Raw genomic sequence first — 19,938 nt, 5'->3', positions numbered from 1 at the left:
ATACTGCAATGAAGTTTGTAAATCTGAAAAAGAAACTGAAGCAGTACAAACGCGACAGAAAATTCATCAAAGCGGCACGGCGGGTTGTTTCTCAATTAGAAAGCCACGCGTTTCTGCAGAATCAACAGATATCTTTCCCCGAAACAAGTAGCCCCGAAGTGAGTATCATCATTCCGGTGTACAACCAGATTTCCTTCACGCTCAACTGCCTTTACTCTATTTACCAGCATGAAGACGATATCGCGAAAGAAATCATCGTTGTAGATGATGCCAGCACTGATGAGACCCGACAAATTTTATCGCAGATATCAGGCGTCAAGCTTATCTCAAACACCGAAAACATCGGCTATCTGAAAAGCGTGAACCTGGCAATCAAGCAAGCTGCGGGACACTATGTCTACGTACTGAACAATGACACAAAGGTGCAGAAAGGATATCTGGCATCTTTACTCGAGGTGTTTAAAACCCATGAAAGTGTTGGAGCAGTTGGTTCAAAACTAATCTTTCCCAATAATGAACTTCAGGAAGCAGGCTGCCTTGTCTTTAAAAATAAAATGATCGTGAACAGGGGCGCAGGCCAGTCAATCGATGCTCCGCAGTTTAATTTTTTACGCAAGGTAGATTATGTCTCAGGATGCAGCTTACTCTTTAAAAGGCTGAATACAGCAGGCCAGCTGAATCTGTATAATGAAATTTATGCACCGGCATACTTCGAGGAGAATGACTTCTGCATGAAGCTGAAGCACGAACAGGGCCTTGACACTTATTATCAGCCGCGGTCTGAAGTGATTCATTTTGAAAACGTAAGCTACGTCAACGCAAATCTCGCTAAGGACAGTCTGATGGCGAGAAATACCACAATATTTTTCGAAAGATGGCAGAATAAGCTGGAAGAAACCTGGCTGCCGGGCGACAAATTTTACCGCGCAAACGATAATGCCGCTTACGGCAAAAGCATCCTGATTACGGAAGAATACATGCCTAAATTCGATCAGGATTCAGGCTCTAACCGGTTTACCGAAATCGTAAAAATCCTTGTCAGAAATAATCACAAAATATATCTGCTGATAAAAAATGAATTTTGGGAAGGTGATACTGAATACATTAAGCAGTTTCAGGATTTAGGCGTCGAGATTTTACAGGATTACGTCACGCCGCGTGGTAAGATCGTGCGGAAGTCTGCGCAACTTTCACAAATTAAAAACACAGTGGATTTTATATGGATTTTCCGTCCGGAAGGCTACGAATACTATTTAGATTTCATTAAACCTGTCGGTTTCAAAGCAAAAGTGATTTATGATACGGTTGATCTCCACTATCTGAGATTTGACCGGGAAAAAGAATATTTCACCAAAGACAAAAAGACATTAAAGAAAGAACAGAAGGTTTGCCGACTTGAACAATCGGCCTTGAAAGCAGCCGATGTGGTAATCGCGATAAGCGATCAGGAGAAAGAAACACTCGAAAAAACCGGTTTGTATGCAGAGAAAATAGCCGTGGTGAGCAATATTCATTCTTTGAAGACGCATCTTGGAACGAAGGCTTTCAGCGAGCGCGAAGGGCTGATTTTCATTGGCGGATATAACCATAAACCCAATGTTGATGCCGTCTTGTACCTTTACCATCAGATCATGCCGTTGGTTTGGAAGCAGAATTCCGGCATTAAAGTTTTCATTGTCGGACACAATGTTCCGCCCGAACTCGAAGCTTTACATTCCGAGAATTTCGTGATTTTAGGTTACCAAAAAAGTATAGACAATCTTTTCCTTAGTGCTAAAGCCATGGTTGCTCCACTTCGTTACGGCGCCGGCGTGAAAGGCAAGATTGGCCAGGCTCTGGAGTTTGGTCTGCCGGTGATTTCCACCACCATTGGGATCGAAGGAATGAGACTGGAGTCCGGCGTAAGTGCGCTGGTGGCTGAAGTTTCAGATCCCGAAACTTTCGCAAAGCATATCCTGCACTTGTACGAAGACGAAAATCTTTGGAACATTCTGCATCAAGGCACGCACAGTGCATTAAAGTACTTTACACCGGAAAATCAGTCTGAAAATATTGCAGAACTTCTTTCGAACCTGAGTTAGATAACTTAGAACCTCAATCTGCGATAATGCGTTTAATCCATTCAGAAAAACTGTAGTTCCGCACCACGTTTTCCGGCAAATTGAAATAAGGTTTTCTCACAAATTCTGAAATTCCAGAGAAGTTGTGGTTGTAGAGGATGAAAATATTATCGGGATGATAAAAATCGTAATTGCGAACTTCAGGATTGTCTGTAATTATTTTTTTGCGGTAGTGCATCGCTTCGAAAAACCTGATTGACAACCCATTATGTCTTGGGTCGATAAAATCGAGCAGCACATCCGATTTCCTCACATTCTCAATATTTTCTGCAAATGTTATCCGCTGGTCGATGTAATTAATGTTTGGATTTCTGAGCGGGTTCGGATCAAACTCCTGAAGATAAATATCGAGTTTAAATCCGTTCAACAGCGCGAATTCTACAAATTTATCGATCTTTTCGCGGCGGTTTTCCCAATCGAGACCTACAAAATAGAAGACGGGCTCGGGATTTTGAACTATTAAATCAGTTTCCTGAAAACCATCAGAATCGAAGTAAAAGTTCGTCGTTTTTTTAATGTTTGCCACTCCGGGAACATTTTCGAAGCAGAAAAAAGAATCGAAGAATTTAAAATAATTCTTTACCTCAGGAAATTTTTCAATCCCATCCCATTGGTACGCGATGAATTTCCGGCTTTTAGATTTTAATTCTTTAATTACCGAAACCGGGAAAGCGTCCGGCCGAATCACCAATGTATAATCAAATGTTTCGTGTATGCGGTTGGCCAACTCCAAAAGTTTTCTTTCTTCCTGAGCAGCCACGAGCTTTTTTTTAAAGTGCTTATCTTTTAAAAATGTCTTACGGTAAAAATTGATGATCCTGTCGGCACGCTGATATTTAAACGGTGAAATCTTGTCCGTCATCAGCTGAGTCTCAAAGCCTAAGAACTTTAAATTCTTAATGAAAAGGTCCGGAAAATCCGAATAATCGGGCATCACGAGCAGAAATTTTTTGGGATTTTCCATCATTTTTGAAGTTGGCGGATTTGAAGAACACGCTTTATCTTCCTCAAACTGTTCACCGGATTTTTAAAGAAATATTTTTTAATAACTGGAAATGGTTGCAGGGACAGCGTGTTGAGCGTGCGGTAATAAAGCGAATTGTTAAATGAAAGCAAATTTTTCCCATCCAAACTTACGTAGCTCTCTTTCAAAGCAGATTCTAACTTTTCGAATATTCCGCTACTGAGTTTCGATTCTTCACGGATTGCAAAATCCAGGAAGATCTTTTTGATATAAACGGCATACCACGCGGCGACGGTCACAAAACGCGGATTTCGCGTGTACTTTTGAATAATTTCTTCCATCACCTTAATATATGAATCCAAATTCCTGTCCGAGACATTCTGTGTGATAGAATCCTGATTGTCAATCCTATAAAAATAGGTTTCCTTATTGACAAACTTTACATTTTGCGCCACAAGCATTGTTTCAAAAAACCAAAGCTCATCTTCGTGCAGAATGCCCGGCCTGAAACGGAGATTGTTCTTATCTAGAAATTCTTTGCGGTACAGTCTGTTTTGCGCTACGGGCGAAAGTCCGCTTTCCATCGTGCGAATTAAAACTTCGAAATCATCATTTATAAATGTTACATCGCCTTCTTTCGGATGCAGCAAGTGCGAAACCTTCGTTATCTTATGATCCGTAAACGTGGAATTGACAGTGATTCCAGAAACAATATCGTTATTTTCATAAGCAGAAACCAAGATATGCAACGCGTCCGTACTTAAAACATCATCAGAATCAAGAAAAAACAACAAATCTCCGGCTGCTGATTCGATTCCGCGGTTTCGCGTCGAAGACAAACCCGCGTTTTCCTGTGTGAAAACTTTTAATTTTGGATTTTGAACTGCAAACTCAATCAGGATTTCCAGTGTTTCATCCCTGCTGCCATCATTTATTAAAATGCATTCCCAATTCTGATAATCCTGTGCCATGACCGAATTCACGCACGCTGCTAGATATTCGGCGGCGTTATAGCACGGAGCGACGATGGAAACGAGCGGTTTTTCTTTCATTTTTTTGAAATCAACTTTGTATAGATCGCCGGGAAAAAATAATACATCCGAACATAAAAATAATACTCCAAACCAATATCCGTAATGGGATACTGAAGAAACGAGCGGAAAGATTTCCTGATGATTTCCTTTTCGGCCTGCATTACATTGTGGTCTGTATTTCTGAGAATTCTTTTCAAAACCATCAGCAGTTTGCGGATAATATTTTTGGTAACCGGACTTTTTTCTTCCAGCGGCATCGTGAATCTCCAAAAACTGTACACTTTCATGATCGCGAGATAAAACTGGTAGGCAGTCTCGGGCGAAAGATTATGCGAGAGACTGGCGGAATGCTGAATGTAGTGGTACAACTGATCGTTAGATTTTGCCACTTTCACCGCTTTATTGAAGATTTTGAACAATGTAGAATAATCTTCAAAACACTTCAGATCTTCCGGGAATTTAATGTCACGAACCAAATCTGCGCGGTAAAGTTTTCCCCACGGATGACTTTGGATCACCTCATCCTCCAGTAAAAGCAACAGCGCTCTTCGCCCGTCAAAAACACTTTCGTCCGCAACCGGCTTCTGAAAAACGACATTTCCGGCTTCGTCCTCGTAGGCGGCTTCCACAATCGCAATGTCCGCACCTTCATTTTGAATTAACGAAAACAGTTTTTCGCAATAATTAGGTTCCACCCAATCATCGGAATCCACGAAACAAATGTAGCTCCCTGTCGCACTTTCCACGCCACTATTCCGGGCTTTTGAAACTCCTGAATTGGTTTGTCTGAGAATTTTTATTCTGCCGTCAGTTGAACTGAATTCTTCATAAATTACAGCGCCTTCATCAGTCGAACCATCATCAACTACAATAATTTCGAGGTTGTTGTAGGTTTGCCCGACAACACTGCTGAGACACCGTTCCAACGTGTGTGCGGCGTTATAAATTGGGATGATAAGGCTGATCAGCGGAGAATTATCCATGCAAGGGTGATTGACGAAATTTTTAAAAATTAAAAGGTGTAAATTTTAATTAAAAATAATTGTTGAGATTTTCCCTTAGATAAAGATTTTCGCAGTGGTTAATGATGCAATTTAAAGGAAAATAATAAGGCGCACAAATTTTAGATAACCGCGCTTTTACACTACTTTTGGATGGCATTTGCGCATGACCCTCCATTTTTAATTTAAAGAAAAGAATCAATGAATATTGTTTATCTGGTTTTCGGCGATAAAATAGATCATTACCAGCAGGTTTATTTCTCCATTTACACCGCGATGGCGCGTAAATCGAGTGATGACCGCATCTTGGTAATTGCGGAAAATCCGGATTTGTTTAATTCGATTGGAAAAAGAATTGAGATTATCCCGATTGACCGTAAAAAAATCACCGAATGGGAAGGCGAACACAAATTCTTTTGGCGGGTGAAAATTAAAGCGCTTGAACATGTAGCGGAAAAGTATCCGGATGAAGACCTACTTTACCTTGATGGTGACACTTTTTTTCATGAAAATGCCGATGAGTTGCGCGCTAAACTGGAAAGTGGCCAAAACTTCATGCATCTCGAAGAAGGTAAACTGGCCAAGTTAAAATCAAAAACCGAACGTAAAATGTGGCAGCAGATGCAGGGAAAAACATATTCGGGGATTAAAATTGACGAAAACTCAGTGATGTGGAACGCAGGCCTGATCGCTATTTCACATAAAAACTTTGCCTGCCTCAAACTTACTTTAGATATCAGTGATGCGATGTGCGCAGACGGTGTCACGCGCAGGCTGATTGAGCAGTTCGCGTTTTCATTGGGACTAAACGCGTACTCCAGTCTTAAACCGGCAGACCACGTTGTGGGACATTATTGGGGAAACAAAAACCAATGGAATACCCTCATCAGCAACTTCCTTAAAGTCGCGTTCATGAAAAACTATTCTTTCGAAAAAATCATCGAAGAAGTAAAGGAAATGGATTTGACAAAAACCCCCATCCGCGTTCGGGAATCGAGCACCCAACGTAAACTGACTAAGTTTGTAGACAGTTTTTACGGAGATTTGAAGCCAGTTTATATCCGGAAATAAAATATCAGCGCTTAAGAGACACTTCAGACCTTATTTTTAATATGCGGAAAGTTTCATGCACGTAAAGACTTTGCAAGTAACTGATTTTCAAACCGTTTACACCATCCAGAACACCCAATTTCAGGAAATATGTCTTAACGAATTTGAATACAACCTTCCCGAAATGCGTCAGTACTGAATATCGCTGCCCTTTTTCTGCCAATTCCGATCCTTTCAGTGAGCCGTAAGACAACATTTTAGATTTGAACTGCTCAAAATCCTCAAAGGAATAATGCAGAAGTTTGTGCTTTAAAATACCTGTACTTCCCTGCACATCTAGTGTTTCATGCACTCTTTTGTGTCCCACATAATGCGCTTTGCTCTTGCGGAAAAGCCTGAAATTCTTATCATTCTGCGTGCCTGAAAACCTGATTTTTTTCCGTCCCACAAAAAAGCTTCTGTACATATAGTACGCGTCATTTTTGGTGGCTGAATTGATAACGTTAATGATTTCAGCTCGCAGTTCAGCAGTGATACGTTCATCACCGTCCAAGAACAGTACCCAGTCATTTGCGGAAGCCTGCAGCGCAAGATTTCGCTGTTTGGTGAAATCTTCAAAAACATGCTGAATGACTTTTACTTTTGGATGTTTTGAGGCAATCTCCACCGTTTTGTCTGTACTGAAAGAATCTACCACGATGATTTCGTCGCAAAAATCAAAACATTCAAGAACTTCCTGAATGTTTTTTTCTTCGTTATACGTGATAATTAACCCGCTTATTTTTTCCGTAGGCGTCAAGATTTAAGCTTTGTTAAATGCTAATATCGTCTTTGAAATGATTTCAACACAATCCAAAATCTGCTCCTCAGTGATTACCAACGGCGGTGCCAAACGGATGATGTTTCCGTGCGTAGGTTTCGCCAGAAGACCGTTTTCTTTCAGTTTCAGACAAAGGTTCCATGCGGTTTTGCTTTCGGGTGTGTCATTTATTAGAATTGCATTTAGCAAACCTTTTCCCCGAACTCCACTGATCAAATCGGTTTTCTCAATTAATTTTTGAATTTCAGCACGGAAAAGCTGTCCCAAATTTTCTGCTCGTTCAGACAGATTTTCTTCCGCTACAACATCCAACGCGGCTATCGCAACAGCGCACGCGAGTGGATTTCCTCCGAATGTTGATCCGTGTTGTCCCGGCTGAATCACGTTCATGATCTCGTTATTGGCCAACACCGCCGAAACGGGATACATACCGCCAGACAAAGCTTTTCCCAAGACCAGAATATCGGGCTGAACGTCCTCGTGATGACACGCGATCAGTCTCCCGGTGCGGGCGATACCGGTCTGCACCTCATCTGCGATAAAAAGTACGTTGTGCTGTTTACACAACGCTGAAGCCTGCTTCAAAAACCCTTCGTCCGGAACATACACACCGGCCTCGCCCTGGATAGGTTCCACTAAAAATGCAGCGATGTTCTGCACATCCTCTTTCAAAACATCTTCGAGTGCGGCCAGATCATTGTAGGGAATTTTGACGAAACCGGGTGTAAAGGGACCGTAATTTCGGCTGGCATCCGGATCATTTGAAAATGACACAATCGTGGTGGTACGCCCGTGGAAATTGTTTTCGCAGACAATGATTTTTGCTGAGTTTTCACTGATGCCTTTCACTTCGTAGCTCCATTTGCGCGCAAGTTTAACGGCGGTTTCCACAGCTTCCGCACCGGAATTCATCGGCAGAACCTTATCGAAGCCGAAAAGTGACGTGATCTTCCATTCGTACTCGCCCAGTTTGGAATTGTGAAATGCTCTGGATGTCAAAGCCAAGGTCTGCGCCTGGTCTGTAAGTGCTTTCACGATTTTTGGATGTGAATGCCCCTGGTTCACCGCCGAATAAGCCGACAGAAAATCATAATATCTTTTACCTTCAACATCCCACACAAAAACACCTTCGCCTCGATCCAGAACCACCGGAAGCGGATGATAATTATGTGCGCCGTGTTTGTCTTCTAAATCGATATAATAACTTGAGGAGTTTTGTGTAGAGTTCATTATTCTTTAAAATTTTGGTTGAAGTGCGGCTTTTTTTAGCGCAATTTTTTAATCATTGAAGACTCAATGATCCTTACAAAAATACTCAATTTTTGATGGATGCGGCAAACGCAGCGTATTGATAATTAGATAAAAAAACACCAGCGTAGATACGCTGGTGTTTTTAGCTATTTAAAGGAAAAGCTTTTAGTTATTCTCGAAGCGTTTGTCCATTTTGAAATCCTCCATGAATTTGGTGGTGTAGTTTCCTGCCAGATAATCTTCGTCTTCCATCAATTGACGGTGGAACGGAATGGTAGTTTTCACGCCTTCAATATAGAATTCCTCCAGTGCGCGGCGCATTTTCGCAATGGCTTCTTCGCGCGTCTGGGCGGTGGTGATAAGTTTGGCGATCATTGAATCATAGTTTGACGGAATAGAATAACCCGAATATACATGCGTATCTACACGGATTCCGTGACCTCCGGGAATGTTCAGTCCTGTAATTTTACCCGGGGACGGACGGAAATCATTGTAAGGATCCTCTGCGTTGATTCTACATTCTATGGAATGCAGTTTTGGGTAGTAGTTCTTTCCGGAAATCGGGCTTCCGGACGCAAGTAAGATTTGCTCACGAATCAGGTCATAATCTACAACCTGCTCTGTAATTGGATGTTCTACCTGGATCCGAGTGTTCATTTCCATGAAATAGAAGTTTCGGTCTTTATCAACCAGAAATTCAATGGTTCCCACGCCTTCATATTTAATGTATTCAGCGGCTTTCACGGCTGCTGCACCCATCTTTTCACGAAGTTCATCCGTCATAAACGGCGACGGTGTTTCTTCCGTCAGCTTCTGGTTTCTTCTCTGTACGGAACAGTCTCTTTCTGAAAGATGACATGCTTTGCCATATTGGTCACCTGCAATCTGAATCTCGATATGACGTGGTTCCACGATGAGTTTCTCCATGTACATACCTCCGTTTCCAAAGGCGGCAGTAGCTTCCTGTACTGCAGAATCCCAATGTTCATGCAGGTCTTCGGCTTTCCAAACGGCACGCATACCTTTACCGCCACCACCGGCAGTTGCTTTGATCATCACGGGGTAACCCATTTCTTCAGCAAGTTTTGCAGCGGTTTCATAAGAATCAATCAAACCTTCTGAACCCGGAACACATGGTACTCCGGCTTCCTTCATTGTGGCTTTCGCGTTGGCTTTATCGCCCATACGGTCGATCTGGTCGGGTGTGGCGCCAATAAATTTAATTCCGTTTTCCTGGCAAATTCTGGAAAAATTAGAATTTTCCGACAGGAAACCGTAACCCGGATGTATCGCATCAGCATTTGTAATTTCGGCTGCCGCGATGATATTAGAGATCTTTAAGTATGAATCCTTACTCATCGGTGGCCCGATGCAAACCGCTTCATCCGCAAAACGCACATGCAGGCTGTCTTTGTCAGCGGTGGAATATACGGCAACCGTCTTTATGCCCATTTCCTTGCACGTCCGCAGGATGCGCATGGCGATTTCGCCTCTGTTTGCAATCAATATTTTTTTGAACATCGTACTTGAAATTTTAAATTTTGAATTTTGAATTTTAAATTTTATTAGATGAGCTTCATCTAAAATCTATAATCTCTAATTTAAAATTTCTTAAGATGGATCTACCAGGAATAATGGCTGGTCATATTCAACCGGAGTGGCATCATCAACCAAAATTTTAACAATCTTACCTGAAATTTCAGACTCAATCTGGTTAAATAATTTCATCGCTTCAATAACGCAAACCACTTTGCCAGCAGAAACTTCATCGCCCACGTTGACGAAAACGTCTTTGTCTGGTGAAGGTTTTCTGTAGAAAGTACCAATCATCGGAGATTTGATCGTCACAAAATTGCCCTCGTCTGATGCATTGTCCGCCGGTTGTGAAGGTGCAGCAGCGGCAGCCGGTGCGTGAGGCGCGTGACCTGGAGCCTGTGGCGCGGTATGATATACGGCAGGTTGTGGCATATAACTCATCTCATTCCCGCCAAGTGGGGTTTTGATGGTAATTTCAAAATCTTTGGTTTTGTATTTTACTTCAGAAACTTCTGCTCTTGAAACGAATTTAATAAGGTTTTGGATGTCTTTTATGTCCATGATTTTGGAGTTTGATTGTTATGCCAAAGATACTAAAAATGATTAAAAATGAACAAAAAACCACTCAATTTGAATAAAAATGAGTGGTTTTTGTATAAAAATAAAGAAATTATAGAATTACTCTTCTAGTTTTCTTCTGTGGTTTCTACTTCTTTTTCCATTACTACTTTACCTCTGTAGTAAAGTTTACCTTCATGCCAGTGTGCACGGTGGTACAGGTGAATTTCGCCGGAAGCGGCATCTTTTGCAAGCTGGGGAACTACTGCTTTGTAGTGAGTTCTGCGCTTATCTCTTCTTGTGGACGATTGTCTTCTCTTTGGATGTGCCATTTTCTTATAATTTTGTTTGATGAGCGATGAGGATTTGATTGCTCAAGCTCATCATAATAAACTATTTTTAATTTTTATCTTTTAATTTCTTAAGGGCTGCCCATCGCGGGTCTACCACTTCTTCTTCCTTCTCTTCTACTTTCGGACTGAACCTTTCTACGATCTGCAGATCTTCCTCGGACACATCCGGTGAGATTTTCTTCATCGGAATCGCCAGCACTACACTTTCATATATGAGCTGCGCGGCATTGAAGGCATGATCTGACGCGGGAATCGTTATTACATCTTCCTCGCTGTCATCATATTCTTCCCCGAATTTCACCAGGACATTTAATTCGTTTTCTACCGGGTAAGTAAATTCATCTGTAGTGATATCACAAATGAGCGCTACCGTACCTTTTGTTTTAATGTTCATTTCCAAAAACGTAGTATGCTTGTCCATTAAGACATCCACCACAATTTTTGGTTCTGAAAATTCCTGTTCAGTATCGAAAAGTTGAAAGAACGATTTATCTATCTCAAACTGGAATTGGTGCCGACCGTTTTTCTGTCCCGAAAACACGATGTCGTAGTTTCTTAGCCTGTCCATAAAATGAGTGTGCAAAAATATGCATTTTTTTTAATATTACAAATAATTATTAAAAACAAAATACCCTCAGCAGTTTCCGGCCAAAGCTATGCATGATCCTCCTGCGGCAAATCCTCGTCTACACCGTTGTTTACAGCAGAACGCTTCGGGCGCAGCCTGTTAGTCATCAGGTCATTATATTCTTCACGATTGCGGAAAATCTTCAGCGCAGTGAAAATTGCTTCCATAAAACTGCGCTCATCCGCCAGGTTCTGCCCCGCAATATCGTAGGCTACACCATGATCCGGTGACGTGCGGATAAAAGGTAAACCTGCGGTGTAATTTACACCGTCTTCATAAGCCAGCGTCTTAAATGGTGCCAGACCCTGATCGTGATACATCGCTAACACCGCATCGAACGCTCCGTACTTTTGTGGCTGAAAAAAGCTGTCTGCCGGATAAGGCCCGAATGCTAAAATTCCGTTATCATACACTTCCCTGATTGCAGGGGTGATGACATCAATCTCTTCGCTACCGATTACGCCTCCATCGCCTGCATGCGGGTTGAGTCCCAGAACAGCAATCTTCGGCAACCGAACCTGGAAATCTTCAATCAGGCACTGATTTAGAATCTTGATTTGCTTTTTAATTTTTTCTTTTGAAATGTTTTCTGAAACTTTTGAAAGGGGAATATGATGTGTAGAAACTGCGACTTTCAGATCTTCGGTCACCAGGAACATAAGACCTTTTCGCTGGAATTTTTCCTCAAAGAAACCGGTATGACCAGCATGCTGAAAACCGTATTTCATCATTTCATCTTTGTTGATTGGGGCTGTCACCAAAACATCGATGTCACCTTTCATCAGTGCTTCGGTAGCCGCTTCCAGGGATTCTATGGCCATTCGGGTAGATTCCTCCGAAGGCTTGCCCAGTTCCACCGTCACGTTGTCTTTAGACAGATTCACCATATTAATCTTATCAGCCTGCGCTTGTGATGCATCCGGGACGTAATGAAAATTGAGCTGAAGTTTAAAAAAATTTTTCTGATAAGTGAAGAGTTTGCCCGAACCGAAAATGACAGGTGTGAAAAAATCGGTGACGCTTTTGTCTTTCAGTGATTTCATGATGATCTCCGGGCCGATTCCATTGAAATCACCAATAGAAATACCTACTCTCACTTTCTGGCTTCTGGAACTCATTTTTAATTATCTTTGGAAAAATATTAGAATTTCACAAATTTAGGAAAATAGATTTTACCGAATGTGAAATTAAGCAGATATAACTTCTACCTAAAATTTAATCTATGTTTACCGGAATTATAGAAGCCACGGGCACAGTGCAAAAAATGGAGCGCCGCGGCGATAATATTGATTTTACCCTTACCTGCCCTTTTACCTCCGAATTAAAAATAGATCAAAGTCTGGCGCATAACGGCTGTTGCCTTACGGTTACAGAAATCTCCGGTGAAAGCTACCGCGTGTCAGCGATTGCCGAAACTTTGGAGAAAACCAATCTGGGCAAATGGAAAGAAGGCACCGAAGTCAATTTGGAACGCTGTTTGAAGATGGATGGAAGACTCGACGGGCACCTTGTGCAGGGACATGTAGACCAAACAGGCACCGTGCTAAACATCGAAGACCAGAACGGAAGTTATCTCATTACCATAAAATTCAGCGAAACAGGCGTATATACCACAGTTGCACAGGGTTCAATTACCGTAAATGGCATCAGCCTTACTGTAGCCTCAAGCAACGCCGGCGAATTTTCAGTAGCCATAATTCCTTATACATGGGAATTTACGAACATGAAAAATGTGAAAGTGGGTGAAATTGTAAATCTGGAATTCGACATCATCGGGAAGTATGTAACGAAACTGCTGAAAAATAATGCCATTCTCTAAATACAAAGGTTACAGTTTACGCAAAAAAGTTTTTTGGGGTTTCCTGATTATCTGCTTGCTTAGCATTGTAAGTTCATCCATTGTATCCTTTTTTATTTTAAGAAAAAATGCTACCGAACAAAGTCGTACAGACCTTCAGAAAAAATCGGAAGCGCTGATGTCCGCGCTGGATTATGCCGTGAGCCATGTGCAGGTTTCAGCGCAGGATCTGCCCACCGTTTTGGCAAATGATATTTTTGAAATTGCCGACATCAACAACCAGGATATCATCATTTACGATTTGACGGGCAACTTCCTGATTTCAAATAAAGACATCAACCTCATTGCCGAGAAAAGGCTTTCAATTCCTTTGGTGAATGAACTCTTGCAGAAAGACGGCCGCGTTGATGTGCATACCTACGACCAGACCATTGACGCAAACGTCACCTCATCTTACACGGTTTTGAAAAACAACATGCTACAACCCATCGGCATCGTCTTTTTCCCATATTATCATAATGACAGCGCGTACTTTAGTGTTTTTAATAAATATCTGAATTACATTCTGATTGTCAATCTGTTAATTATTTTAATAGCAGTTTGGCTGAGTTGGATTATTTCAAAAAACCTCACAAACGCGGTGACCAAATTTTCGGAAATGATCAACCGCATCACGCTGTTCGAAGATGATCCACAACCTATCCGGTATTACCAGAATGATGAGCTGAATCAGCTGGTGAAAGCCTACAATAAGATGATCTTGCAGATAAAAGAGCAGAAAGAAAGGCTCAGTTTCAGAGAAAAAGAGGAAGCTTGGCGGGAAATGGCCAAACAGGTCGCGCACGAAGTGAAAAATCCCTTGACACCGATGAAACTTACGATTCAGAACTTCGAACGTAAGTTCAATCCGCAGGATCCGGATGTACACGAAAAGGTAAAAGCATTAAGCAACACCCTGGTTGACCAGATTGATCTGGTAGCGAAAGTAGCCAACGCGTTCTCGCAGTTCGCCCAATTGCCCGAAAAAAACAACGAGGTTTTCGACATTAATAAAGAAATCAAGATTATTCTTAACGTATTCAGTGACCAAAGCATCTATTTTCACAGTAACAAGCCGGAAATCATGGTCGCGATGGATAAGATTTACCTCTCAAGAATCATTACCAATTTAGTTGCAAATGCGCGGCAGGCGCGTGTAGAAGGCAATGAAAGTATCATCAATGTAGATGTGGAGCAACGCCAAAAAAGGATCATCATCAGTGTGGAAGATAACGGAGGAGGGATCGCGGAAGAACTTTACGACAGGATTTTCGAGCCCAATTTCACCAGCAAAAGTGGCGGAACAGGCCTTGGACTTACGATGGTAAGAAAAATGGTGGAAGAATACCAGGGCGAAATCTCAGTGAAATCCGAGGTTGGAAAAGGCAGCACCTTCACCATTTACATGCCTACAAATATTTGATTTTGCCCGTGTGAAACCATTCCAATTCCAAAAATTCACAATAAACCAGCGTCCCGAAGTCTTTCGAGTAGGAACCGATGGCGTACTGCTTGGCGCACTGGCAAGCGTGGAAAGCGCCCGAAACATTCTCGAAGTAGGCACCGGAACCGGACTTATTTCGCTGATGACTGCACAGCGAAATAAGGAATCTGAAATTACTACAATTGATTTTAACGAACTGGCAGCTGACCTCGCGCAAGAAAATTTTGCCGCTTCACCGTTTGTTGCGAGACTTTCTGCGCGTAGACAGGACTTCAAAACTTTCACATCCGATCAAAAATTCGACCTTATCATTTCCAATCCACCATTTTTTGAACTAAACAGTTCTTCAAAAGACGTGGTAGCGCGGCAACAGCAGGAACTTACATTCGATGATTTGATTTCGAAAAGCACGTCGCTGTTGCTGGAAACTGGACGACTGAGCGTCATCATCCCATGGTCAGCTGTGGAAGAATTCAGTGTAATTGCTGAACGAAAAGGATTGTTTTTACTAAGAAAAGTCCAGATTTTTGGTATTGAAAATGCACCCGCAAAGCGCGCAATCCTCGAATTCTCGAAAACCGGAAGCGAGTTGCTAAAAGAAGAAACTTTTGTAATCGAGAAAGCGCCACGCGTCTATTCGGACCAATATTTAAAGGCAACAGCAGATTTTCACGTCTTTGGCTGAGGCTATTTGGGCGCATTCAGCGTCACTACAATATCTTTATTGATGTTTTTTACCGAAGAATATTTTGCGTCACAAACCGAAGTGGTGAGCGTATAATTGCCTTTGTCAACCAATATGTAGTTTTGGTTTTTAGCCGGAACATCCAGGTTATAGAATTTCTTTCCGCTGATTTTCACGATCAGGTTACATTTAGACCTGTTTACAATCTGCACATAAGCATTCTTGCTGTTCGGGTCGTTATTAAAAAGATGCGTGAGCAACTCGGCAGTTTTCTTGTTTTTGTCGTTCGAGCCGTCTTTCGCCACATCCTTCTTTATCGCGGTTTTCAGTTTCGCAGTGCTGATCGGTTTTACGCTTGGTTTAGCAACTGCCGCTTGGGCCGCTTTGGGCTTGTCGTTATTTATTACCGCGAGCAGCTTACGTTTAAACTCAGGTGTTTTCGGATGGTTTGGGTTGAATTTAACGAAATTTGCAATCACCTGCGGGTCAGAGCTCTTCTCCACCTGTGCCGCGGTATATTTAGACTGTCCGCTCACGAAAACCGAGGCCAGAAAAAATATAAAATAGAGGTATTTAGCCATTAAAGTTGTGATTTTTAGGTGTTTAAATTTAAGCTATAACGCAGAAATCTTCTTTTTAGTTTATGCGGAATTTATTATCTTTGCATCGCTTAAAAACTAAGCTAAAAATAGGAATTTTTTAAATATAAAAATCTAAACTTATGTATACACCAGGTGCTGCAGACGTAGCTAAATTGAGAAACATTACAGGCGCAGGAATGATGGACTGCAAAAAAGCTTTGGTAGAAGCTGAAGGCGATTTCGATAAAGCAATCGAAGTTTTAAGAAAAAAAGGCCAGAAAGTGGCTGCAAACAGAGCTGACAGAGAATCTACAGAAGGTGCTGTAATTGCGAAAGTAAATGCAGACCGTACCAAAGGAACCATCATCGCTTTAAATTGCGAAACTGACTTTGTTGCGAAAAATGACGATTTCGTGAAATTAGCTCATGAATTGGCAGAACTTGCTGTCGGGAAAACCAAAGATGAATTTTTGGCTACAGAATTCGGTGGTTCTACAGTTGCAGAAAAACTGATCGAGCAGACAGGTGTTATCGGTGAGAAAATTGAAGTAGGAACTTTCGAATCTATCGAAGGTCCTTTCCTTGGTGCATACATCCACGCGGGTAACAAAATCGCGGCTATCACGTCTCTTTCTGCAGATGTAGACGGTGCTGGTGATGCTGCAAAAGCAGTTTCAATGCAAGTTGCGGCGATGAACCCTATCGCACTTGACGAAACTATGGTTTCTCAGGAAACTATCGACAGAGAATTGGATATCGAAAGAGAAATCCTTACAAAAGAAGGTAAGCCTGCAAACATCATTGATAACATCCTTAAAGGAAAAATGCAGCGTTTCTACAAAGACAACACCCTTGTTCACCAGTCTTTCATCAAAGACAGCGGACTTTCTGTTGCTGAGTACGTGAAATCTGTAAATGATGATCTGAAAGTGGTAGGTTTCATCAGAGTGAGCCTTGCTTAAATTCTAAAATTTAACGGACATATATCAGTCTCTTCCGCTGCGCGGGAGAGACTTTTTTTATACAAAAAGCAGTACTTTTGCAACCCACAATTCTATCTGTTTGAAAAAGATACTGAGCTTTTGGTTTCTGCTTTTATTCGCAGCCCTGAGCGCACAGCAATATATTTCGGTAAGCGCTAAAACCCCAGACCAACTGGTACGTGATGTTTTGATCGGCAGCCAAAGCGCAAGCTGCATCAGCGTGTCTAATGTTTCGGCCACAGGCTGGCAGGATTTCGGCAGCAGCACAACGAGCTATGGATACTTTGAAAAAGGAACATTGCCGTTTGATATAGATAAAGGAATCATTCTGAGCACCGGTGATCTCTTCAAAGTGCCCGGACCGAACAGTTCCAGACCTACGAGCAACGTTCTAGATGATACAGATACAAACTGGCCCGGCGACCCGGATCTTGCCGAAGCTTTGGGCGTGGATGTAAGCTATTATCTTAATTCCTCAGTGCTGGAATTTGATTTTACACCGAGTAACACCACAGGTATCAGTTTCGAATACATGTTTTTGTCAGAAGAATATTATGACACAAACTGCGACTATCCGGATGCATTCGTCTTTCTAATAAAAAAAGCCGGCACCAGTGATCCTTACAAAAACATCGCTTTGATTCCCGGCACCACACAACCTGTCACAAGCCAAACCATCAACGCCGCACAGGGCTGCCAAAGTAATGTTCAGTATTTTGGCACCTTCAATAACGATCCGTACCGTTCACATTTAGACAGTCCCACAGCATTCAATGGCGAAACTAAAGTTTTAACCGCCGCGGCAGATGTGGTACCCGGCGAAACTTATCACATCAAACTCGTAGTGGCTGACCGTCTATTTGGCGGCGACCGAACCGGCCGGTTTGACTCCGCTGTTTTTCTGAAAGCGGGCAGTTTTACCGGTAAGAAAGATTTAGGACCTGATTTGCTGTTTGCTGACAACACCGCGCTGTGTGAAGGAACTGACATCACGCTTGATGCCACTACAGCGTCGGCAGTTTCATACCAATGGTACAAAGACGGAAGTTTGCTGGCGGGCGAAAATGCTGCTACAATTACAATTGTTGGCGATAAGATCAATAACGGAAAATATTCGGTGGAAATCGAATTGAGCGGCTGCCTGCTAAAAGGCTCGCGCACCGTCGAATTTGCCGAAATCCCTTTAACCATTTCAAAAAGTTATTGCAACTACAAGAATGGCGAGCCTATCGCGGTTTCATTGCAGCAACTTAATTCCGAATACATTACCAATTACCAGCCTTATTTTCAGGTACAGTATTTCCAGGATGCAGCGCATCAGGTGGCTTTACCTAACCAATGGAGCTACACGCAGGACACCGTGGTTTATTATACCATCAAAAGCGGTACATGTACAGAAGTAAATGGTTCGATACAGTTTCTTACACCAAAGAAATCTGCAATTCTAAGTGATAAGACCGTCTGCCCGGGCGCTACGACCACGCTTGATGCGGGAAGCGGGTTTAAGTATTATAAATGGTTGCGAAAAGACGGCTCCACAATCGCAGAAGGTGCCACGGTAAGTTCCATTAACTCAGTTGGGGCGGGCGAATACTCGGTGGAACTTACCTCGCAAAACGGATGCAAACTGATACAGCAGGTTACAGTTTCAGAGAGTTCATTGCCTGTAATTTCGCACGTGGATGTCGCGGGCAGCCAGATCACGATCCATGTTTCGGGCGGCGTACAACCTTTTCTGTATTCGATAGATGGCGTGAACTTTCAGGCGTCGAACATATTTACAAATGTGCCGCGAGGGCCACATACCGCCTATGTGAAAGATGCGTTAAACTGCGGAGTTGGCCAGAAGCCGTTTTTAATCCTGAATCTCATTAACGTAATCACGCCAAACGGCGACGGCATCAATGATGTGTTGGATTATTCTGATCTAAAAATCAAAGAATACGTCTCCATCATGATATTTTCGCGCAACGGAACCAGAGTTTTTCAGTCCGCAAATGATAATTACTTGTGGGACGGAAAATTGGATGGTCGCGCCCTGCCCACAGGTACCTACTGGTATGTTTTGACCTGGACAGAGCCTGTAAGCACCACGTCGGCTACATTTACCGGTTGGGTTTTGCTTAAAAACAGAAACTAGTCCGCGGGCGAAATATGTTCGAAATGCCGGAAACCGTTTAAAAAATCTTTCAGATTCATCCTTTTTTTTCCTTCGAGCTGAATCTCCTGCGGCAGATAAAAACCGTCGAGCGTGTATATTTTAAACCCACTTTTGCTGATTTCCAAAGTTCCAGGCTTTAGAGAATGCGCCTGTTTTTCGTAAATGCCTTTATAAATTTTTAATGTTTTCAGTTCGTCACCGATCCTGATACTGGTGAAGGAAGAAGGATACGGCGACATTCCGCGCACGAAATTGTAAATTGATTCTGATGTCTGATTCCAATTAATGCGCGTATCTTCTTTAAAAATTTTAAAAGCATTTTTCTGAAACTCGGCTTCCGGCTGCGGTTTTTCCATAAGCGAATGGTTCGCCAGCCCATCCAGCGTTTCTACGACCAGCTTTGCCCCGAGGTCCATCAACTTGTCATGCAGGCTGCCGGCATCGTCTTCAGCTGAGATTCGTACTTCATCCTGCAAAAGGATATTTCCTTCGTCGATTTTTTCATTGATAAAAAATGTCGTGGCACCGGTTTTCTTTTCACCGTTGATAATCGCGTAATTTATCGGTGCGGCCCCACGGTAATCAGGAAGCAGGGAAGCGTGGAGATTGAAAGTACCGAGGCGCGGCATTTCAAAAAGGATTTTAGGCATCATTCGGAAAGCCACCACCACGAACACATCGGCATTCAGTGCGCGCATTTGTTCCAGAAACTCAGGATTGCGGAGTTTTTCAGGCTGAAAAACCGGTAAACCGTTCTCCACAGCATACGTTTTTACCGGCGACTGCTGAATCTTCTGGCCGCGGCCGCTCGCTTTATCCGCTACAGTAACCACGCCCACAACGTCATGCACAGACTGATGGATGGCGCTTAATGATTCTTTCGCAAATTCGGGAGTGCCAAAAAAGACAACTTTCAGTGACTTCATAGTATT

At 42.4% G+C, this 19,938-nt stretch carries 19 protein-coding genes; 7 read left to right on the top strand and 12 right to left on the bottom strand.

Annotated features, from left to right (window positions below):
- Positions 1-8 precede the first annotated feature (8 nt).
- Entirely contained in the window at positions 9-2,081 is a 2,073-nt protein-coding gene (locus QEP06_RS09340) for a glycosyltransferase (RefSeq protein WP_285270010.1), read from the top strand.
- A gap of 13 nt (positions 2,082-2,094) precedes the next feature.
- On the opposite strand, the gene QEP06_RS09335 is transcribed toward QEP06_RS09340, so the two are convergent.
- Genes QEP06_RS09335 through QEP06_RS09325 form a run of 3 tightly spaced genes read right to left on the bottom strand, consistent with a single transcriptional unit; the run spans position 2,095 to position 5,101 of the window.
- Complete coding sequence (locus QEP06_RS09335) at positions 2,095-3,087, bottom strand: WaaS/CpsH family glycosyltransferase (RefSeq protein ID WP_285270009.1); 993 nt, start codon at positions 3,085-3,087, stop codon at positions 2,095-2,097.
- Positions 3,084-4,136 (bottom strand): glycosyltransferase, encoded by a 1,053-nt coding sequence (locus QEP06_RS09330; protein ID WP_285270008.1) that lies wholly within the window; start codon positions 4,134-4,136, stop codon positions 3,084-3,086. Before QEP06_RS09330 ends, QEP06_RS09335 begins: the two co-directional genes overlap by 4 nt.
- Positions 4,133-5,101, bottom strand: a complete 969-nt coding sequence (locus QEP06_RS09325) for a glycosyltransferase family 2 protein (RefSeq protein ID WP_285270007.1) — start codon at positions 5,099-5,101, stop codon at positions 4,133-4,135. The genes QEP06_RS09330 and QEP06_RS09325 overlap by 4 nt, the downstream gene beginning before the upstream one ends.
- Before the next feature lie 219 nt (positions 5,102-5,320).
- Between QEP06_RS09325 and QEP06_RS09320 the strand changes: the two genes are divergently transcribed.
- Complete coding sequence (locus QEP06_RS09320; protein ID WP_285270006.1) at positions 5,321-6,190, top strand: hypothetical protein; 870 nt, start codon at positions 5,321-5,323, stop codon at positions 6,188-6,190.
- 4 nt (positions 6,191-6,194) lie between these two features.
- On the opposite strand, the gene QEP06_RS09315 is transcribed toward QEP06_RS09320, so the two are convergent.
- From QEP06_RS09315 to pdxA, 7 genes are all read right to left on the bottom strand, one after another.
- Positions 6,195-6,968 carry a glycosyltransferase family 2 protein gene (locus tag QEP06_RS09315; protein WP_285270005.1) on the bottom strand — a complete coding sequence of 258 codons (774 nt, stop codon included), beginning with the start codon at positions 6,966-6,968 and terminating at the stop codon, positions 6,195-6,197.
- A 3-nt stretch (positions 6,969-6,971) separates the two neighbouring features.
- Positions 6,972-8,219, bottom strand: a complete 1,248-nt coding sequence (gene rocD / locus QEP06_RS09310) for an ornithine--oxo-acid transaminase (protein WP_285270004.1) — start codon at positions 8,217-8,219, stop codon at positions 6,972-6,974.
- Positions 8,220-8,405: 186 nt separating this feature from the next.
- The gene (gene accC / locus QEP06_RS09305; protein WP_285270003.1) at positions 8,406-9,761 is read right to left on the bottom strand and encodes an acetyl-CoA carboxylase biotin carboxylase subunit; all 1,356 of its coding nucleotides are present in this window, start codon (positions 9,759-9,761) and stop codon (positions 8,406-8,408) included.
- A 90-nt stretch (positions 9,762-9,851) separates the two neighbouring features.
- Entirely contained in the window at positions 9,852-10,337 is a 486-nt protein-coding gene (gene accB, locus QEP06_RS09300; RefSeq protein WP_285270002.1) for an acetyl-CoA carboxylase biotin carboxyl carrier protein, read from the bottom strand.
- Between the two features lie 125 nt (positions 10,338-10,462).
- Positions 10,463-10,666, bottom strand: a complete 204-nt coding sequence (gene rpmF, locus QEP06_RS09295) for a 50S ribosomal protein L32 (protein WP_251832144.1) — start codon at positions 10,664-10,666, stop codon at positions 10,463-10,465.
- A 67-nt stretch (positions 10,667-10,733) separates the two neighbouring features.
- Positions 10,734-11,255, bottom strand: coding sequence for a YceD family protein (locus QEP06_RS09290; protein ID WP_251832145.1), 522 nt, complete (start codon positions 11,253-11,255; stop codon positions 10,734-10,736).
- A gap of 86 nt (positions 11,256-11,341) precedes the next feature.
- Positions 11,342-12,433: a 4-hydroxythreonine-4-phosphate dehydrogenase PdxA gene (pdxA, locus tag QEP06_RS09285; RefSeq protein WP_285270001.1), complete on the bottom strand. Its 1,092-nt coding sequence runs from the start codon at positions 12,431-12,433 to the stop codon at positions 11,342-11,344.
- Between the two features lie 104 nt (positions 12,434-12,537).
- Between pdxA and QEP06_RS09280 the strand changes: the two genes are divergently transcribed.
- Genes QEP06_RS09280 through QEP06_RS09270 form a run of 3 tightly spaced genes read left to right on the top strand, consistent with a single transcriptional unit; the run spans position 12,538 to position 15,281 of the window.
- The gene (locus QEP06_RS09280; protein WP_251832147.1) at positions 12,538-13,134 is read left to right on the top strand and encodes a riboflavin synthase; all 597 of its coding nucleotides are present in this window, start codon (positions 12,538-12,540) and stop codon (positions 13,132-13,134) included.
- Entirely contained in the window at positions 13,121-14,575 is a 1,455-nt protein-coding gene (locus QEP06_RS09275) for a sensor histidine kinase (protein ID WP_285270000.1), read from the top strand. The genes QEP06_RS09280 and QEP06_RS09275 overlap by 14 nt, the downstream gene beginning before the upstream one ends.
- Positions 14,576-14,585: 10 nt before the next feature.
- Positions 14,586-15,281: a tRNA1(Val) (adenine(37)-N6)-methyltransferase gene (locus tag QEP06_RS09270; protein ID WP_285269999.1), complete on the top strand. Its 696-nt coding sequence runs from the start codon at positions 14,586-14,588 to the stop codon at positions 15,279-15,281.
- 2 nt (positions 15,282-15,283) lie between these two features.
- On the opposite strand, the gene QEP06_RS09265 is transcribed toward QEP06_RS09270, so the two are convergent.
- Complete coding sequence (locus tag QEP06_RS09265) at positions 15,284-15,862, bottom strand: DUF6759 domain-containing protein (protein WP_251832150.1); 579 nt, start codon at positions 15,860-15,862, stop codon at positions 15,284-15,286.
- Between the two features lie 140 nt (positions 15,863-16,002).
- Here QEP06_RS09265 and tsf point away from each other — a divergent pair, with 140 nt between their 5' ends.
- Together tsf and QEP06_RS09255 are read left to right on the top strand one after the other, a co-directional pair.
- Entirely contained in the window at positions 16,003-16,824 is an 822-nt protein-coding gene (tsf, locus tag QEP06_RS09260; RefSeq protein WP_285269998.1) for a translation elongation factor Ts, read from the top strand.
- Between the two features lie 100 nt (positions 16,825-16,924).
- On the top strand, positions 16,925-18,985 hold the full coding sequence (locus QEP06_RS09255; RefSeq protein WP_285269997.1) for a choice-of-anchor L domain-containing protein: 2,061 nt from the start codon (positions 16,925-16,927) through the stop codon (positions 18,983-18,985).
- Here QEP06_RS09255 and fmt read toward each other — a convergent pair.
- Positions 18,982-19,932, bottom strand: a complete 951-nt coding sequence (gene fmt / locus QEP06_RS09250) for a methionyl-tRNA formyltransferase (RefSeq protein WP_285269996.1) — start codon at positions 19,930-19,932, stop codon at positions 18,982-18,984. The two genes, QEP06_RS09255 and fmt, sit on opposite strands and share 4 nt — an antisense overlap.
- Between the last annotated feature and the right edge of the window lie 6 nt (positions 19,933-19,938).

The organism is Kaistella rhinocerotis (assembly GCF_030243905.1).
Classification (GTDB): domain Bacteria; phylum Bacteroidota; class Bacteroidia; order Flavobacteriales; family Weeksellaceae; genus Kaistella; species Kaistella rhinocerotis.
The sequence above is the reverse complement of the archived record's forward strand: the minus strand, read 5'-3'. Positions and strand labels throughout refer to the sequence as shown.

Excerpts from the sequence above, each read along its gene's own strand:
- QEP06_RS09340 (WP_285270010.1), top strand. The coding sequence starts at position 9 with ATGAAGTTTGTAAATCTGAAAAAGAAACTGAAGCAGTACAAACGCGAC.
- QEP06_RS09335 (WP_285270009.1), bottom strand. The coding sequence starts at position 3,087 with ATGATGGAAAATCCCAAAAAATTTCTGCTCGTGATGCCCGATTATTCG.
- QEP06_RS09330 (WP_285270008.1), bottom strand. The coding sequence starts at position 4,136 with ATGAAAGAAAAACCGCTCGTTTCCATCGTCGCTCCGTGCTATAACGCC.
- QEP06_RS09325 (WP_285270007.1), bottom strand. The coding sequence starts at position 5,101 with ATGGATAATTCTCCGCTGATCAGCCTTATCATCCCAATTTATAACGCC.
- QEP06_RS09320 (WP_285270006.1), top strand. The coding sequence starts at position 5,321 with ATGAATATTGTTTATCTGGTTTTCGGCGATAAAATAGATCATTACCAG.
- rocD (WP_285270004.1), bottom strand. The coding sequence starts at position 8,219 with ATGAACTCTACACAAAACTCCTCAAGTTATTATATCGATTTAGAAGAC.
- accC (WP_285270003.1), bottom strand. The coding sequence starts at position 9,761 with ATGTTCAAAAAAATATTGATTGCAAACAGAGGCGAAATCGCCATGCGC.
- accB (WP_285270002.1), bottom strand. The coding sequence starts at position 10,337 with ATGGACATAAAAGACATCCAAAACCTTATTAAATTCGTTTCAAGAGCA.
- rpmF (WP_251832144.1), bottom strand. The coding sequence starts at position 10,666 with ATGGCACATCCAAAGAGAAGACAATCGTCCACAAGAAGAGATAAGCGC.
- QEP06_RS09290 (WP_251832145.1), bottom strand. The coding sequence starts at position 11,255 with ATGGACAGGCTAAGAAACTACGACATCGTGTTTTCGGGACAGAAAAAC.
- pdxA (WP_285270001.1), bottom strand. The coding sequence starts at position 12,433 with ATGAGTTCCAGAAGCCAGAAAGTGAGAGTAGGTATTTCTATTGGTGAT.
- QEP06_RS09280 (WP_251832147.1), top strand. The coding sequence starts at position 12,538 with ATGTTTACCGGAATTATAGAAGCCACGGGCACAGTGCAAAAAATGGAG.
- QEP06_RS09275 (WP_285270000.1), top strand. The coding sequence starts at position 13,121 with ATGCCATTCTCTAAATACAAAGGTTACAGTTTACGCAAAAAAGTTTTT.
- QEP06_RS09265 (WP_251832150.1), bottom strand. The coding sequence starts at position 15,862 with ATGGCTAAATACCTCTATTTTATATTTTTTCTGGCCTCGGTTTTCGTG.
- tsf (WP_285269998.1), top strand. The coding sequence starts at position 16,003 with ATGTATACACCAGGTGCTGCAGACGTAGCTAAATTGAGAAACATTACA.
- fmt (WP_285269996.1), bottom strand. The coding sequence starts at position 19,932 with ATGAAGTCACTGAAAGTTGTCTTTTTTGGCACTCCCGAATTTGCGAAA.